Origin of the sequence: Caldicellulosiruptor bescii DSM 6725 (genome assembly GCF_000022325.1) — a bacterium.
GTDB classification, from domain to species: Bacteria; Bacillota; Thermoanaerobacteria; order Caldicellulosiruptorales; family Caldicellulosiruptoraceae; genus Caldicellulosiruptor; species Caldicellulosiruptor bescii.
The window spans coordinates 1,193,715-1,210,524 of sequence record NC_012034.1 but is presented as its reverse complement, the minus strand read 5'-3'; the positions used below and the strand labels follow the sequence as shown (position 1 = coordinate 1,210,524).

Annotated in this window: 14 protein-coding genes; 3 read left to right on the top strand and 11 right to left on the bottom strand. The window is 31.4% G+C overall.

All coding sequences use genetic code 11. The features are described 5' to 3' along the window. Nucleotide 1: 1 nt before the first annotated feature. On the bottom strand, nucleotides 2–595 hold the full coding sequence (gene ruvA, locus ATHE_RS05580) for a Holliday junction branch migration protein RuvA (RefSeq protein ID WP_015907619.1): 594 nt from the start codon (nucleotides 593–595) through the stop codon (nucleotides 2–4). Next, nucleotides 592–1,092, bottom strand: a complete 501-nt coding sequence (ruvC, locus tag ATHE_RS05575) for a crossover junction endodeoxyribonuclease RuvC (RefSeq protein WP_041727123.1) — start codon at nucleotides 1,090–1,092, stop codon at nucleotides 592–594. The genes ruvA and ruvC overlap by 4 nt, the downstream gene beginning before the upstream one ends. Before the next feature lie 158 nt (nucleotides 1,093–1,250). Here ruvC and ATHE_RS05570 point away from each other — a divergent pair, with 158 nt between their 5' ends. After that, nucleotides 1,251–1,733: a GNAT family N-acetyltransferase gene (locus ATHE_RS05570; RefSeq protein WP_011917090.1), complete on the top strand. Its 483-nt coding sequence runs from the start codon at nucleotides 1,251–1,253 to the stop codon at nucleotides 1,731–1,733. Nucleotides 1,734–1,956: 223 nt separating this feature from the next. Here ATHE_RS05570 and ATHE_RS05565 read toward each other — a convergent pair whose 3' ends face one another. The 7 genes from ATHE_RS05565 to ATHE_RS05535 form a co-directional block, all read right to left on the bottom strand. Next, nucleotides 1,957–4,170: a peptidase domain-containing ABC transporter gene (locus ATHE_RS05565; protein WP_015907617.1), complete on the bottom strand. Its 2,214-nt coding sequence runs from the start codon at nucleotides 4,168–4,170 to the stop codon at nucleotides 1,957–1,959. Between the two features lie 21 nt (nucleotides 4,171–4,191). Beyond that, complete coding sequence (locus ATHE_RS14770; protein ID WP_015907616.1) at nucleotides 4,192–4,908, bottom strand: ABC transporter permease; 717 nt, start codon at nucleotides 4,906–4,908, stop codon at nucleotides 4,192–4,194. Between the two features lie 19 nt (nucleotides 4,909–4,927). Further along, entirely contained in the window at nucleotides 4,928–5,680 is a 753-nt protein-coding gene (locus tag ATHE_RS05555; protein WP_015907615.1) for an ABC transporter permease, read from the bottom strand. Then, nucleotides 5,673–6,584, bottom strand: a complete 912-nt coding sequence (locus ATHE_RS05550) for an ABC transporter ATP-binding protein (protein ID WP_015907614.1) — start codon at nucleotides 6,582–6,584, stop codon at nucleotides 5,673–5,675. The genes ATHE_RS05555 and ATHE_RS05550 overlap by 8 nt, the downstream gene beginning before the upstream one ends. A gap of 68 nt (nucleotides 6,585–6,652) precedes the next feature. Further along, entirely contained in the window at nucleotides 6,653–7,411 is a 759-nt protein-coding gene (locus tag ATHE_RS14100) for a flavodoxin family protein (protein WP_015907613.1), read from the bottom strand. 49 nt (nucleotides 7,412–7,460) lie between these two features. Beyond that, nucleotides 7,461–10,583, bottom strand: a complete 3,123-nt coding sequence (locus ATHE_RS05540; RefSeq protein ID WP_015907612.1) for a type 2 lanthipeptide synthetase LanM family protein — start codon at nucleotides 10,581–10,583, stop codon at nucleotides 7,461–7,463. 176 nt (nucleotides 10,584–10,759) lie between these two features. Then, nucleotides 10,760–11,047, bottom strand: a complete 288-nt coding sequence (locus tag ATHE_RS05535) for a plantaricin C family lantibiotic (protein ID WP_015907611.1) — start codon at nucleotides 11,045–11,047, stop codon at nucleotides 10,760–10,762. 987 nt (nucleotides 11,048–12,034) lie between these two features. On the opposite strand from ATHE_RS05535, the gene ATHE_RS05530 reads away from it, so the two are divergent. After that, complete coding sequence (locus tag ATHE_RS05530; RefSeq protein ID WP_013432408.1) at nucleotides 12,035–12,511, top strand: GNAT family N-acetyltransferase; 477 nt, start codon at nucleotides 12,035–12,037, stop codon at nucleotides 12,509–12,511. Nucleotides 12,512–12,608: 97 nt separating this feature from the next. On the opposite strand, the gene melA is transcribed toward ATHE_RS05530, so the two are convergent. Both melA and arfA read right to left on the bottom strand, forming a co-directional pair. After that, nucleotides 12,609–13,925, bottom strand: coding sequence for an alpha-glucosidase/alpha-galactosidase (gene melA / locus ATHE_RS05525; RefSeq protein WP_015907610.1), 1,317 nt, complete (start codon nucleotides 13,923–13,925; stop codon nucleotides 12,609–12,611). Nucleotides 13,926–14,089: 164 nt separating this feature from the next. Continuing rightward, nucleotides 14,090–15,607: an arabinosylfuranosidase ArfA gene (gene arfA, locus ATHE_RS05520; protein WP_015907609.1), complete on the bottom strand. Its 1,518-nt coding sequence runs from the start codon at nucleotides 15,605–15,607 to the stop codon at nucleotides 14,090–14,092. A gap of 274 nt (nucleotides 15,608–15,881) precedes the next feature. On the opposite strand from arfA, the gene ATHE_RS05515 reads away from it, so the two are divergent. Beyond that, nucleotides 15,882–16,796, top strand: a complete 915-nt coding sequence (locus tag ATHE_RS05515) for an ArsR/SmtB family transcription factor (protein WP_013403511.1) — start codon at nucleotides 15,882–15,884, stop codon at nucleotides 16,794–16,796. Nucleotides 16,797–16,810: the final 14 nt, after the last annotated feature.

Here is a 16,810-nt window from a genome sequence, read left to right as displayed (position 1 = left end):
CTCAAATCTTTGATAACTTTTTCAAAGCAAGTTTTATTCCATCTTCCAAAGAAAGTTCAGAAAAATCTTCGGATGAAAGAACCTGGTTGACTTCATCAATGTCATACCCCAAGGATAAAAGTGCTAAAGATATTTCTTCAAGTTTTTCGTAAGTTTTTTCTTCTTTACCTGAAGTAGAAGCCACTTTGAATTCTTTTTTGAGTGTCTCTTTGAGCTCAAGAATTATCCTGCTTGCAGTTTTTTTTCCAATTCCTTTTACCTTCTCAAGTTTTGCCACATTTCCCTTTGCAATCTCAACAATAAGCTCTTGAAAGTCTATTGAAGAAAGAATCTGAAGAGCTAATTTGCTGCCAACACCGGTTACCTTCTGTAGCTTTAAAAAAAGCTCTCTTTCCTCTCTTGTCAAAAAACCATAACATTCAAGCTCTGATAAATTTTCATTAAACTTTAGGCTAACATACACTCTTTTTTCTTTGCCTAAAAATTCAGAGAATTTTGTGCTATTACAAAATATTTTTATGTATAGGTTATTGTAATTGAGGATAACATAATTACTAAATACCTCTTGAATTATTCCCACAATAGAATCTATCATATTTCATCCTCCTGATAAAGTACCGAAGAGCTTGACAGTATATGACACATTGCAACAGCCAAAGCATCTGCAACATCATCTGGTTTGGGAATCTCAGGAAGACTCAGCAAACTTTTTACCATTTTCTGTATTTGAGTTTTATTTGCTCTACCGTATCCAGTTATGGATTGTTTAACTTGCAGGGGGGTATATTCGTAAATGCTCAGGTTATTTTGAATACATGTGAGAATAATCACACCTCTTGCCTCACCAATTGTGATAGCAGTTTTTGAGTTTTTGTTGAAAAAAAGCTCTTCAATTGCAACAACGTCAGGCTGGTACAGCGAAATTATGCTACAAAGCTCAGTATAAAGATGTAAAAATCTCATCGACTTTTTGAGACTGCTTGAAGTTTCTATTCTGCCATAGTCGATTACTTTAAACTCTGAGCCATTTTTAGACTCTATAATTCCATAACCAGTCAGTGCAATTCCAGGGTCAATACCAAGCACTCGCAACTTTTCTCAAATCCTTTCTCTATATTTCGAATTTTTAAACTCCACAAACATTGATTCTTTATTCATTTTAGCACAATTTAATTTTTTTATCCACAAAATATATGCTTGCATTTTTATTCTTTTTAACTTATAATTATGCACTGAAGGAGGAAAGAATAATGGAATTTGTGGTTCGAAGAGCAACTTATGATGATGTAAAGGCTATAAAAGAAATAACAAAAGAGGCGTTTACAAAGTATTGTGAGCTTGCAGGTATTGACCCTGCCAAAAATGCGGCTGTGAATGAGACTGAAGAGGATATAAAAAGGGATATTGATACAAAAGAGGTTTATGTTGCTTTTATGGATGGAATAATTGTGGGCACAATCAGGGTTGAAATCTTTCCTGACAAAACAGCATATATTAGCCGTTTTGGTGTAAGGCTCAACTATCAAAACAATGGCGTTGGCAAGGCACTTATGAAAGTTGTTGATGAGAGACTCAAAGAGCTTGGGGTCAAAAAGGTTTATCTTCACACTGCATCTAAGGTAAGAGATCTGGTTCGATTCTACTATGCAAGGGGTTTTTATATTGTATCAACATCAAATGAAAATGGGTACATCAGAGCACTTCTGTGTAAAGAGTATGATGAAGAAAATTAAAGGGCTTTGTATAAACGTTTCTATACCTGTAAATAAATAACAGTAAATAACAATTATGAAAAATAAGCTTTAAAAAGATAAAGTATCTTCCCGTAAAATAAAAAAATAAGTGGTCCAACTCAGTGAGAAAACATAACAAAAAGAGCTATTTTTATAGTGCAAATTACTAATAGGTTAACAGTTTCAAATCGTGTAGGCATTTTTCTTGATTTTTATATTGCAATCATATACAGTTTAAACCTTTGGATTTAGTATTTTCTAAATCAGCATAAGCTTGATTCTTATTATAATTGTAATAAAGAATTGTATACATTCCATTTTTACGTAATAACTCTTCGTGTGTTCCTTGTTCAACAATTCTTCCTTCATCTAATACAACAATAATATCTGCATCAGTAATAGATGAAAGCCTATGAGTAATAATAATTCTGGTACATCCCATATTTTTAAAATAATCTAATATTTTCTTCTCATTAATGGGATCTAATGAGCTAGTAGCTTCGTCCAAAATAATTATTTTAGGTTTATTCAAAAGTGCTCTTGCAAGAGCTATTCTTTGTCGCTGTCCAGCTGATAAGTTTACTCCCATTTCGGTAATAATAGTATAATAACCCATGGGCATCTTTTGAATATCATCATCAATTTGTGCGATTTGACAAACTTTTTTTACTTCCTCAAGAGTAACATCTTTTCTATTCATAACAATATTTTCATAAATTGTTCTATTAAAAAGCATAATATCCTGAGGAACTATTCCTATTTGTTTTTTTATATATTTCTTATCTAACCTTCTGAGGTCTATACCATCATATAAAATTTCACCTTCAGACGGACTATATAAACCCGCTAATAATTTTGCTAATGTACTCTTCCCTGCCCCCGACTTACCAACAATTGCTATCATCTTGCCTTGTTCAATTTTGAGCGAAATATTATTTATTACTTTAGCCGAATGTTTTGTATACGAAAAAGACACATTTCTTAATTCAATATTACCCTTCACATTAATTTTAACAGACTCTTCAGACTCACTTTCCTTTTCATATCTGACTATATCACTTAGTCTCTCTAAGTATAGGCTACTATTTACAAAACTAAGCCATGTGTCAACTACCGACTGGGATAGTGAAAAAAAAGTATTGCTTAAAGAATAAAATGCTATCACCTGTCCTACACTCAGCAGGGATTTTATAGTAAAGATCACTCCTATAGATAACACAGCTATAGGCGATATCATTTGAATGAAAGACTGAATACTAAATATAAGATTATTTCTTTTTTGCCAATTAATATACCTACTCATGTAGTCTTTATATTTATTTTCCCATATTGCATAAATTTCATTTTCAATTGCATGCATTTTTATACCTAAAATAGAAAATATAGCTTCTGAAATTACACTTTGAGCTTTGCTTTGTTCATTAAGTAAATATTTACCATTTTCAAATATAACAGGTTGAGAAAATTTAACTACTAATAAATTGAACAAAAATAAAATAATTACTACAAATGTTAAATGTACAGATTGTGAAAACATATAGCAAATAATAAAAAGCGCTGCTCCACAGTCAATAATTCCGTTTATCATTTGATTTATAAACAATTCTCGTATGATATAACAACTATTTACACTAAACAAAATATCTGCTTTGTTTCGAAGATCAAAAAATTTGTAAGGAAGTTTCAAAACATCTTCTACAACCTTTTTGTTTAAATTCTCGTCAACAAAAGCCTTAAGTTTAACCAGACGTAACCCTTTTATAAAATTAGACAAAAAATAAATCAGCAATAGTAATAATAAATACATAATTGATTCTCTAATGTAAGCAATATCTTTCTTATTCAAACTATTGTCAATTAATTTTTGGATAAAGATTGGAATACAAAAAGTTGTTAAAAAATAGGTCATAATAGAATAAATTATAATTTGAAAATAATGGCTTCTTTTTCCTTTAAATATTATTGGTAAGAAATATAACCATATATTTTCACTTTTTCTTTTAGGAACAAATTTTTCATTTGGATAGGCATATATAGCATAATTAGAATACAAACTCGATAATTCAGATACTGTCAATTTTCTTCTACCACACGCAGGATCAACAATATAAGCATATTTCTCATCAATCCTTTCTAATATAACAAAGTGCCTCTGCTCCCAAAAAAGTATCGCAGGCAATTCTATGTAGTACAAACCTTCAGTCGAGCACTCATATAGTTTAGTTTTTAAGTTTAGTTTATTCATTAAATTTACTAACTGTCGTATTGTGGTTCCATCTCTACCAATATCTAAATATTCCCTCAAATTATTTAATGTAAAATAACTTCCATAGTACCTCAAAATCATTGCTACGCAGCATAATCCACACTCAGCTTGCTGTAGTTGTTCTACATAAGGAACTTTTTTCTTTCTTTTGTGCTTCTTTTTAGCTTTCACTTTAACATCACCTGCTTCTAATTATCGTAAGTCCTTTTTGTTAATTACTACAATTGTTATTAACAATGAGATTATTGAGTACAATATTAAACTTAAAAATTCTAATTCAGAAAATTTTTGTGTATAGAATATTTTTATGGCTAACCCAAATGGATTATATTTCATAATATTTCTGATAAGATCTATCTTGCATTTGGATGCTAGTAAAGAGATTAAATTTGAAATAAAGTCGTTAAAACAAATGTAAGATAATAAAAGGGTTATAGCAAAATTTAAAGAAATTGTACCTACTAAAATAGAAAAAGAACCAACTGATATAAAATAGATCAAAAAACTACTTAGAGATAATAAGATTTCTTTTAAGCTTATCTTTATAGTAATTGACTCTGATTCAATTACACTTGAAATTGTGTAAATGAAAAAATATATGAAATTGAATATTAAAGCTAAAAAAAATATACTTAACATTTTATAAAGTATTATTTGAGACCTACTTAACTTTCCAGTAAACAAAAATTTGTGCGTTTTGTATTCGTAATCTGCACACGCAATGTATGCTAACCAATACAATATTGTAATAGACATTAATGCAAGTAACAAATTCTTAGTATCAATTCTAAAAACATTATTTACTTGTATCACCAATGTACTTACTATTAACAACAAAAACACAATAAAACTTCGCATACGAAGAATTTTTACTATCTCTGCAATTGACATTCTAATAACCATTTTCATCTTCAACTTCCTCCAGCAGTTACCTAATATCTCTCTTGTTTAATATCACTATTGAAAAAACAAGGAAAATAGATCCGTATAGTAACATTAAAAACAGCTCATTTTTTTCAAATTTCCACGTACCTGACCATATACCAATGATATAGTTTGGAAAATAGGTGAAAATTCTTTCTGCAGTGCTTAAATTATTACCACTTAATATTTTTGAATGTATTTTAAATATAGGATATAATGATATATATTGAATAAATCCAAATACTGTTAATACTGAAAATATTGTTGTTATATGATTAAAGGATATTACAGAAATAAATAGAGCAAATACACATATTAAAAAAGCAACACAAAGATATATCACTAATGCATTTAAATCTTTCATTTTCCATATTTCGGATAATTTCAATGTACTATTAATTCTCAAACTGATCAGAGGATTTAATAATCGGCTTATTAACCAAAGTAAAAAACTTAATTGCAGCATCACTAACATTTTTTCTATTATTATTTCAGTACGTGTAAAAACGCCGGTAAATAATACTGTTGATGTTCTATACTTAAATTCCTTCCCTAATAACATACTTGAGAGATAAATAAATATAAATTGAATAAACCTAAAAAGCTCGTATTGATAATCCTCTAAAACAAAGAATTTTGGTTTATAAATCAACCATAACGAGATGTAAAACATCGCCAAAAACACACTAATTAAAAATCCTTTTGATTTTATTGTATAAAAAAAATCTCTTGTAGCAAGTGCCACAATTTTATTCAATTATCTTCCCCTCCATTTTTTTGATAAATCTTTCCTCAAGTGAAATTTTCTGTTTATATATTCCTTTAACAATAATTCCTTTCTGAACAATTTGAGGTAGCAAATTCTCAAACATTTCAGAGGTTATGACAACTTTTATTTTTCCCTCCCCCTCTATTATAGCTTTAATACCTCTTGCCTCAAAAAATTTTACTAAATCTTCTACACTGTTTGTTTCGAAAATATATGAAACACTTGTTTTATTTTCCTGATTTAAATTTACTTCCTCTATAACTTCACCATTTCTTATAAATAACACTCTATCACATATGGCTTCTATTTCACTCAAAACATGACTTGAAATAAGAATACCTATACTTTTTTTTCTCACTATATCTTTTAAAAAATTCCTCACTACTGGTGTAATATTGGGATCAAGTCCATTTGTTGGCTCGTCTAAAACCAAAAGTCTTGGATCACCAAGAACAGCCTGAGCAATACCCAATCTTTGTTTTGTACCCATTGAATATTTTACTGTTTTTTGGTAAATCACTTTTTCCAAACCCAATAATTTTACAACTTCATTGATTTCTGAATCATTCACATTTCCGAAAATTTTACTAAAGAACTTGAGATTTTCATAACCTGTTAAGTTAGGATAAAATCCCGGCGACTCAATCACACAACCAACTTGTTTCTTCTCAACGCTACCTTCTTTTATATTCCGCCCATCGATATATATATTTCCTTCATAATTTCTGATAAGTCCAGCTATAATCGCCATAAGAGTGGTCTTACCTGCTCCATTTGGTCCAACTAAACCTACAATTTCCCCACTATAGATAACAAACGAAACATTTCTTAAAACTTCTTTCTTGCCATATTTTTTACTAACGTTTCTCACTTCAAGTATTTTATTTTGCATTTTTAGCCCTCCTAATTCATACTTGAAACTGCTTATAAATTACATCTAAAACGATATAATGAATTGTTCTAAAACTCAACTATGTTAAAATCTTTGAGCATTGATTTTTTTTGAAGCAATTCATTAAATGTTTTGCATTCTAAAAGCCCATTGTTTTTCCAGAAAAGATACTCATAGTTAGGCATTTTTTCGTAGCCAATAATAGCTTTTTTTAAATTAAAAAAAATAACCTCCATTGTCTTATCAGATTCCACTTTTTTGTTGCCCATCAAATATTCGTAAATAGAACGCGAACAATTATCAATCTCTTGTTTTAAAAGGTTATCTTCTTCCAATTGTGATAAATCAAAAATTGCTGCATTCAATTGTTTAATAACTTTTAGTCCTAAAAAACTCATAGCTATATACAAATACTCAGATACAAAACTAATACCATTTCCTGTTGATGTTGTCACTGCTATCGCCGGCTTCCCACAAAGCCTTAGCAGATGCATCCAGTATGATATTCTATCAAAAAAAACTTTCATATCTCCGCTAACATTTGCTGCATAAATTGGTGTTCCAAATATTATGAAATCCGCTTTTAGCATTTCTGATTTTAATTTTCCCATATCGTCAGTAGAATCTAGTGGACACTTTCCATAAAAAAAGCAACTAATACACCCTCTACATCTTTCTATATAGCTGTTCTGAGGATGAAATACACTAATATTAAGACTTTTATCTTCAACTAAACAATAAACCTTCTTTAAAATTTCATTAATTATTTTTAACGTCTTTGACGCTTCACCATTTCTACTTCCCACATATACAAAAATATTTCTCATACACACCACCCTAATTGCTATAGTTAAAAAATATTTTTTAGGTTTTTAATTATTCCAAACATAATATTTCTGGCATTTGAACATATTCACAAAATTGAAGAAAAGCATACCCAACACCGGAAAGACCGGTCATTAATCCATAATTTTCAATTTTATTAAATTCTCCATTACACCACCTACCCATAAAATACCTATCTAAAAACTCATTCAACGTAGCCAAGCAACTAATTTTTAATTCTTCATCTTTCAAAACTTTAGCAGTATAATATAAAATTCTTAAATTGCCAATATCTCCATGACATAAACAATAATCTTTACCAAATGCATATTTCTTTGTAATTTCAATAGCTTTTTTAATTTCCTCAAAGCAATAATCATCATGATAACCTTTTTCAATTAAATTAATTCTGGACAATAGTATACCTGGTGCACCATGACACCAGCCAAATGAAAATCCATCTTCTAAAAGACTCCTTCGCCAATTGTTATTTCTTTTATCAAACATATTTCTCTCATAAGTTAAGGATAATCTTATTAAATCTATAATATTACTATTATGGTTAATATAGAACAGCCTGATTAGCTGAGATGTAACACCTGCATTACCATGAGAATAACCTACATAACCCTCTTCGCCCCATGTTATGCCTTCTTTACATTTATTAGATTTTTCATTGATTGCATAAAGAATCTTAGTGCATATTGAGAGTAATTCCTCTCTTATTTTTTCTTCTGCAGTCTTATCGTATATAGAGAGCAAAACTCCAAGTGTTCCTGAAAGTCCTGAAATTATATCATGATTTTCAGTTATTAATTCTGCTTTGCTTAAAATCCCAATTTTGCCATAAACAATATCCAAAAATTCTTTTATATCCAAACATTTACCTATATGAAATAACGCGTAAAAATAGCCACAAACTCCCGAAAAGGCTCCTATTCTATTAATTTTGCTATTTGAAACTTTTCCTAAATTTTCTATATATGATATTACTGGTACCATAGCTTCAATAGCAGCCAATTTATATTTTTTGCTTCCTGTAATTGCTCCCAAAAATGCCAGAAATAATGCTATTCCACTGTTTCCACTGTATAAATCGTAACCCACATCAGTTATAAAATAAAATTTGTCATCTATCCCAATTGAACCTATCCAACTTCGTTCATTTTTTCCATTTCTTTTTCCCATTATACTTTTTTCAAGTATTAAATCACCTATTTTTTTCGCGATATCCAAAAACTTCTGTTTGTCAAATTTTTTGATGTTATTACATGTTTTGAACCTTATATTTGTATGATATCCCATATCATACGTTACTTTATTTAGATAACTCATATTAATAAGTGCTACTTGTCTTTCTAAATCTTTTTCGTTCATACTCTCAATTTTTTTAATCACATAATCTAAAGGAGTTTGTTTATAACATGGTTCTATTTTTTCACCTTTGCTATTGATTATTGAATTGCAATTTAAAAATGTTGTAAAATAAGGCACATCTCCGTTTAACATATCTTCTATTTCAGATAAAACAATACGTTTTTCCTCTTCATAAGGAACAAGTCCAATTCTATGCAAGAATACTTTCCTATCAATCGAGTTACGTAATAAATCAGGATGGTAACTTGTAGCTAACAATTGTGCATAAATACTCGTTGGTTTAAAAATTACCCTGCATTTACAGTTTTGGAATTTTTCTCTTACTTTTTTAATATATTCATTCTTGTTTTTAAGTATCCATTTGTAGGTGTTAACAAAACCATTTATAATTTCGTTTACATATTCTGAAGATTTTATTCTTTTCCCTTTCATTATCGGATTGTTACTTTTAGGCTTTATAATGGCATAATCATATTCTATCTTAATCTCATCAGTGTTATAGTTATTAACAAAAAGACTATGAAATGGGGCTTCTTGTTCATCTTCTGCACATAACCCACCAATTTCAAATACCTTTCCACTTTTAAAATTTACTATTTGTGTTGGTAACAAACCAATACCCCTAACTGAGTTGTTGAGAATCCTTAAAACCTCTGTCGAGGCAAATGTTTCAGTTCTATTAATATCAAAAAGATCAGGATGAAACAGTGTTTCTAAGTCAATTAATACTGGATTTTCACCTTCTGCAATTATATTTTCGAAATGCATATCTCTTGCATTAAGGGTATAAAGAATACACAATATCTCGCCTGCTCTGTAATAAAATCGCTTTATTTCATCTATTTCACAACATTCCTTATATTCTATAAATTCTACCCAACCTGCCGATTCTATTGTATAAGTTCTGCATGTTTTCAAACTATAAAAATTAGGTATACATTGATTATTCAACCACTCAATAAATTCACCAAATTTGACTTCCAAATCTAAAGCTCTTGGCTTATAAATTAGCTTGACGCCAGAATCAAAATATAAAACAGCAACACTCCTCCCCCCGTTGTGCATATCTCCTGCTCCAAATTCAATGCTCTTTAATTTACCTAAGTGTTTCCCATCTAAGAGTTTTTTGGACAACTGTTTCTCTTCTCTCTCTGTGTTTTCAATTATTTCTCTTAAATAATTACAAAAATTTCTCATGCATAGATCCATTAAACGTGTCAATTCATTGTATTCCATATAGAGCTTTTCTATATAGTCATCATTTCTAAGTAAAATATTTGAAAAATAATTTGCTCTCTGCTCTGGTGTTTCTCCTACTAATTTCGACTCTATTCTTGCAATATTAAGTTCTAAGATAAGTACACGATATGCTATTTTATAAAGATTCTCTATTGCTAATTTTAATATCTGTATCATAAACTCATTTTTGTCATGTATAAATTCACTTCTTTGTGTAAGTTCATATATGTATTCAAAATAGGTTCTTATAATAGGCTTAAAAAAATATACCCATTTGTATTCATTGTGTATTATTGCTAATAATCTTTCTAACTCTAATACTAATTCAATATTATTACAATATTTTCCTAAAAATTTTTCACCATGTTTTTCGGTACTGTAATAATATTCCCTAATTTTTTCAAAATTCGTATTTGAAATTTCCTGCAATAACTTCTCCAGTTCTTCTTTTTTCTTTATTTCAGGAAACAACGTCAACCAGTAATTAATAACGTCATCAAACGTAAACTCTTTATCTGTACTCAAATTATAAATAAGCCAATTATTATCTTGTTTCATGTTAACTTCTTTCCCCTTTTCATATTATTGAATCTTTTTACAGCTTCCTGTAGAAATAATTCTCCAAAAATGTTGTTTTAATAAATTAACTAAAAAAAGTATTTTTATCTGCCTTCTAAATTATTAGCACTATGCCGCTCAGAAGAGCGGCATAGTGTTCATTCTTTAAATTCTAATTACCTCATTCTGCAGCTTCTACCATCGCTTCTGCACTCGGCTGAATAAGTATAAACAAGACTACAAGCATAGTACTTTGTAATTGCTTGATCAATTGAAAACGCTAAGTTTGTTACTGCTGTTACTGCACTAATCACACCAACAACTACAGTTGGAGTACCACCACCAGCTTGTTCTGGCAAATTCTGCTCTTGAATTTCTTTAACAATGTCGCCAGCGGGATTATAAATCTTTGCATTTACTTTGTTTCTCAAAACAGGATTTTTAATGATAGTAGACTCTTTCATTATTATCCCTCCCAAATTTTTAGTGTGTTATATCATAACCCTTTGTGCGCACAAAAAGGTCATGACCCCCGTCTAAAATAGATCATAAATCTTGTTTATACTTAAAAAAACAGTAAAAATAAACTAACAAAGTGTCAAAAGAAATAATTGAGGCCACATAATCGTGTAAATAGGAATTGAGCAACTCTCTCTTCACTTTTTAATTTTTAATTTGCTTAACTTTTTAATATGATTATTTCTTTATTTTCACTTTTAAGAGGTTTTATACTTTAACCTCTTTTTATGTAAACTTGCCCCTGGAAATTTCTATACAAATTTTATCCCGCATTTTTTTATCCTGTCAATCTCGTTTTTTTTTTTTTTTTAGCAATATTTCGTCAATTTTTGGGTATAAACTATATTTTTCTTTAAATTACTCTAAATTTCTTCAATTTTTTCGAGTTTATAATAAAATAGCTTTTAGCTCAATTAGAAGTTACATTAGAAAATCTTAGTGTAAAATATTCATAGGCTTTGAGATGGAAAAGCGACTCCCTCTTCTTGGCAATAAAGAGAGAATGAGATAAAATAGTGATAATCTGAAAATCAGAAAAAGGAAAAAATAAACCAAATGAGAGAGCAAAATAATTAATAATATTATATCAAATAGCTTGCTGAATAAAATAAATTTACAAAAGAGGCAATAGGAAGATACGGCTAAAAAAGCCATCCTACTTAAGTAAATACTGAATGAAATTATTAAGAAGGAGGTCAAAAAAGTAAGAAAGCTGTTTGGAGAGACAAGGAATAATATATCAATTCTGAAAAATGGGAAAATTAATTTGTTATATAAAGCTTCAAAAGCTTTAAGTTATTGTGATTTCTTAAATGTAGCTGCATTTTAATTAAAAAATTTCCCTACAAACTCTTGACACTATCTTTACAAAATATATGCTTGCATTTTTATTCTTTTTAACTTATAATTATGCACTGAAGGAGGAAAAGATAATGGAATTTGTGGTTCGAAGAGCAACTTATGATGATGTAAAGGCTATAAAAGAAATAACAAAAGAGGCGTTTACAAAGTATTGTGAGCTTGCAGGTATTGACCCTGCCAAAAATGCGGCTGTGAATGAGACTGAAGAGGATATAAAAAGGGATATTGATACCAAAGAGGTTTATGTTGCTTTTATGGATGGAATAATTGTGGGCACTATCAGAGTGGAGATATTCCCTGACAAAACAGCGTATATAAGTAGATTTGGTGTAAGGCTTAACTATCAAAACAACGGCGTCGGCAAAGCACTTATGAAGGTGGTAGACGAAAGACTAAAAGAACTTGGAGTCAAAAAGGTTTATCTTCACACAGCTTCAAAGGTTCGCGACCTTGTTCGATTCTATTATGCAAGAGGCTTTTACATTGTGTCAACATCAAATGAAAATGGGTATATTAGAGCGCTTTTGTGTAAAGAATATGATGAATAAAACTAAAGGGCTTTGCAAAGCTCATTGTAAGATGGGAATTTTGAGCTTCTTGTGCGTGCAAAGCCCTTTTTGACTTTAATTTCTATCTTAATCAAAATTACCTATAAAACTTTTCTGGCAGCCATTCTTTTTCAGCTTCAAACATCTCATCTACCATCTGGCGTATCTGGTCTAAATCCAAAACAGCACTTGTGAGAGGGTCCATCATAATTGCATGATAAACTGCTTCCCTATCACCTGTCAAAGCAGCAAGAACAGTTAGCTCTTGAACGTTTATGTTTGTTCTGTTCAAAGCTGCAAGCTGTGGTGGTAGATTTCCAACATAAGTTGGCTGAATACCATTTTTGTCAACCAAACATGGTACTTCAACGCAACATCCTTCAGGTAGATTTGTTATTAAACCTTTGTTTTCAACATTACCATTTATCACAGCTGGAGTATTTGTCTCTATGGAATGGATGATAGTTGCACAGTATTCGTTACTTCTCTTGGGGTCGATGTAGTCTGCCTCTGCCATTTTCCTCAGGTCTTCAAGCAAAGTTTTCGCAGCATCTAAACAGCAGTGCAGATACATACCATTGTAATGTTCTTTGTGCCATGAATGTGTTCTATGGATTTTATTTATCCAATCGTCGCTCTTTCTAAAATAGGGAACATATTCAGACATGTGAAAACTTGACTCTGTTACATAATATCCAAAATGTTTTAGTATTTCGAATTTTGTAACATCCTGTGTATAGATTTCGGGGTCACTTGCTTTTTCCCTTATAAGAGGATATGCATCTTTCCCATTCCACTCAAATTTTAAAAACCATGCCATATGGTTTATACCTGCGCATAAGTATGAAATTTCTTCCATTTTTGCCCCAATAATTTTTGCTAAAAATTCAGCAGTTCCTTGAACACTGTGACAAAGCCCTACATTTTTTATATTCGTAGCCTTATTTAACGCCCAGCAATTCATTGCCATTGGATTTACATAATTGAGCAAAAGTGCGTCAGGACACAGCTCTTCCATGTCCTTTGCAATGTCAAGTAAAACCAGTATTGTTCGCAAAGCCCTGAAAACTCCACCCGGACCTATTGTATCACCAACTGCCTGTTTTACACCATATTTTAGAGGAATGTAAATGTCATACTCGAAAGGTTTTAAACCTCCAATCTGTATTGTGACAATAACATATTTTGCACCTTTCAAAGCCTCTTTTCTATCAGTTGTAGCTTCAAGTTTAGTAGGATACTTTTCCTGTTCAATGAGCTTTTGCAGAGCTTTTCTCATAAATTCAAGCCTTATACTGTCAATGTCCATAAGCGCTATTGTAGAGTTTCTTAGCTCTGGATATGACAAAATGTCTCTTACCAAGTTCCTTGTGAAAACTCCACTTCCTGCACCTATGATAGCTATTTTGAGCATACTCTCATCTCCTTCCATGAATATATCTTTTATTTTAACCTTTCGGCCGCTGTATTTAAATTCTTATAATTTTGAAACTTCTATCAGATTTTATAAAACAAACAAGACAGCTTCTTAAATTTTATACTCTTTAAGAAGCTGTCTTGCTTAGCTTTGCAATGCAATTAATTTTCTTTCTTCTTTAACCTGATAACATTCCAGGAGAATTTGGGCAATATGGATGTTAAAACATTGCCTTCTATCTTTGAATTTCCACCTTTGTGGGGCACAACATTGTCAGGCTTATCTTGAGTGTTTCCTTTGTAAATATCATCACTTTCATATACAATGTGCTCCACAACCTCAAAGCCTTCAAAACCATCAAGCTTAAACTCAACTTGCATCTCCTCTTCTAAATCTCTGTTGACTGCAAAGATTGTTATTTCATCCTTTTCCTCATTGTATGTTGCAACTGTTTCAATATATGGAACATCAGTAAAGTCTTTTGAATCATATTTAGGAGAATTTACCTTGGGAAGCAGTGCAACTCCATGTCCAAAGTTTGCAGCATGCATGAAAGGATAATAGATTACCTGTCTGTAAGCAATTCCACCTTTTACAGTGGTAATTGGAGCAATTACATTTACAAGCTGTGCCATGCACGCCATCTTGACTCTATCACAGTGTTTCAAAAGCGCAATCAGCATGCATCCTACCAAAATTGCATCTTCGAACACATAATCTTCTTCAGCAATAGCACGAACTTGTGCCCAGGGTTCTGCTTTCTGGTCTTTCCCCTCAAGATGAGCATGGTACCATACATTCCATTCGTCAAATGAGATATTGACAACCTTTTTGCTTCTCTTTTTAGCCTTTACATAGTCAATTGTTGATATAACTGTTTTGATAAACTCTTCCATTTCAAGCGATTTTGCAACAAAATTCTTTGTGTCTTTTTCAGGATTTCCATAGTATACATGTAGCGACACATAATCTACAAGGTCATATGTGTGGTCCAAAACAATTGCTTCCCACTCAGGAAATGTTGGCATTTTGGGACCTGAGCTTCCCGCTGCAACAAGCTCAATACTCGGATCTATCCACTTCATAACCTTTGCTGTCTCTCTTGCAAGCCTTCCATACTCATATGCAGTTTTATGACCTATCTGCCAGTCCCCGTCCATCTCGTTACCAAGACACCATACTTTTATGTTGTGTGGCTGCTGATAACCATGCTGACGTCTCAAATCACTGTAGTATGTACCGCCTGGGAAGTTGCAATACTCAACTAAGTTTCTTGCAGCGTCAATTCCTCGTGTGCCAAGGTTTACTGTCATCATAACAGAGGTGTTTGCTCTTTTTGCCCATTCAACAAATTCGTTTACACCAACCTCATTTGTCTCGATGGCTCTCCACGCAAGCTCAAGTCTTCTCGGTCTTTTTTCTTTTGGACCAATACCGTCTTCCCAGTTATACCCCGACACAAAATTGCCGCCAGGATATCTTACAATAGGAACATTCAGCTTGCGAACAAGTTCTAAAACATCCTTTCTAAACCCCATTTCATCAGCCTGCGGATGGTCTGGTTCATAGATTCCTGTGTATATTGCTCTTCCCATGTGTTCTAAAAATGAACCGTAGATTCTCTTGTCTACTTGCCCGATTACGAACTCCTTATCGTAGATGACTTTTGCTTTTTTCATATATTTCCTCCTTTTGTAAATTATTTTAAGACCTTTTTAAGCAAATTCTCAATACACGTATTTTTATTTATTCTTAATTAAAATATTTTTAGTTAAATTATATAGATAGCATTCATAAAAATCAAGTTTGTTATTAAAACTTTTAATAAAAACTTGTCCACATACAAGCTAACTCAGTTTAAGTTCATAAGCTTTTGCTCATTTCTTGCAAATTATTTTAAAACCAGCTAAAATAAAAATGTTCAAATCTATAAAAAAGGGTGGAATAAAAATCATGAAACAAATAGACAATCTCAAAGAAGCAAAAATTCTCTTTGAAGCTTTAGCATCTGATGCAAGATTAGAAATTATAAACCTTCTGAGTAAACATCGTGAAATGAATATGAATGAAATTGCGCAAAAACTTGGACTTACAAATGGCGCAGTTACTCAGCACATGAAAAAGCTAATTGCTGCTGGGATTGTTACAATCAGTGCGGCTGCAGGAAAACATGGCAATCAAAAGATTTGCCGTCTTGTTGAAGACAAAATAATTATTAACATTGTCACAAAGCATCCTCAAAAATTATATGAATGCGAAATCAAAGTTGGTAATTATTCTATCTTTGAGGTTTATCCAACCTGCGGACTTGCTACAAAAGACAAGTTAATCGGAGAGGTGGATGACCCCAAATACTTTGCTCATCCTGAGCATGTTAACTGTGATATTATCTGGTTTACAAAGGGTTATGTAGAATATATAATCCCCAATTTTCTGCGCCAAAATCAAAAAGCTGTTGAAATTCAGATTTCATTTGAAATTTCTTCAGAAGCCCCAGGTGTTAGTGAAAACTGGCCTTCAGATATATACTTTTACTTAAATGGAGTTGAACTTGGTTACTGGACAAGCCCAGGGGATTTTGGAGGAGAGACTAAAGGAATCTTTACACCTGACTGGTGGTTCCCTAACTGGAACCAGTATGGACTTTTAAAACTTCTTTCAGTTTCAGAAGATGGGACATATATAGACGGATTTAAAATTTCTAATGTCACTATAAAAGATATTGATATTGAGTCCAAAAATGAAATAAGGTTCAGAGTTGCTGTACCTGATCACGCAAAGAACATTGGAGGAGTTACTCTTTTTGGAAGAAACTTTGGAAACTATGACCAGGATATAAAGTTTCGAATATTTTATGAGGAAGTATAAAACAAAAGAGGGGA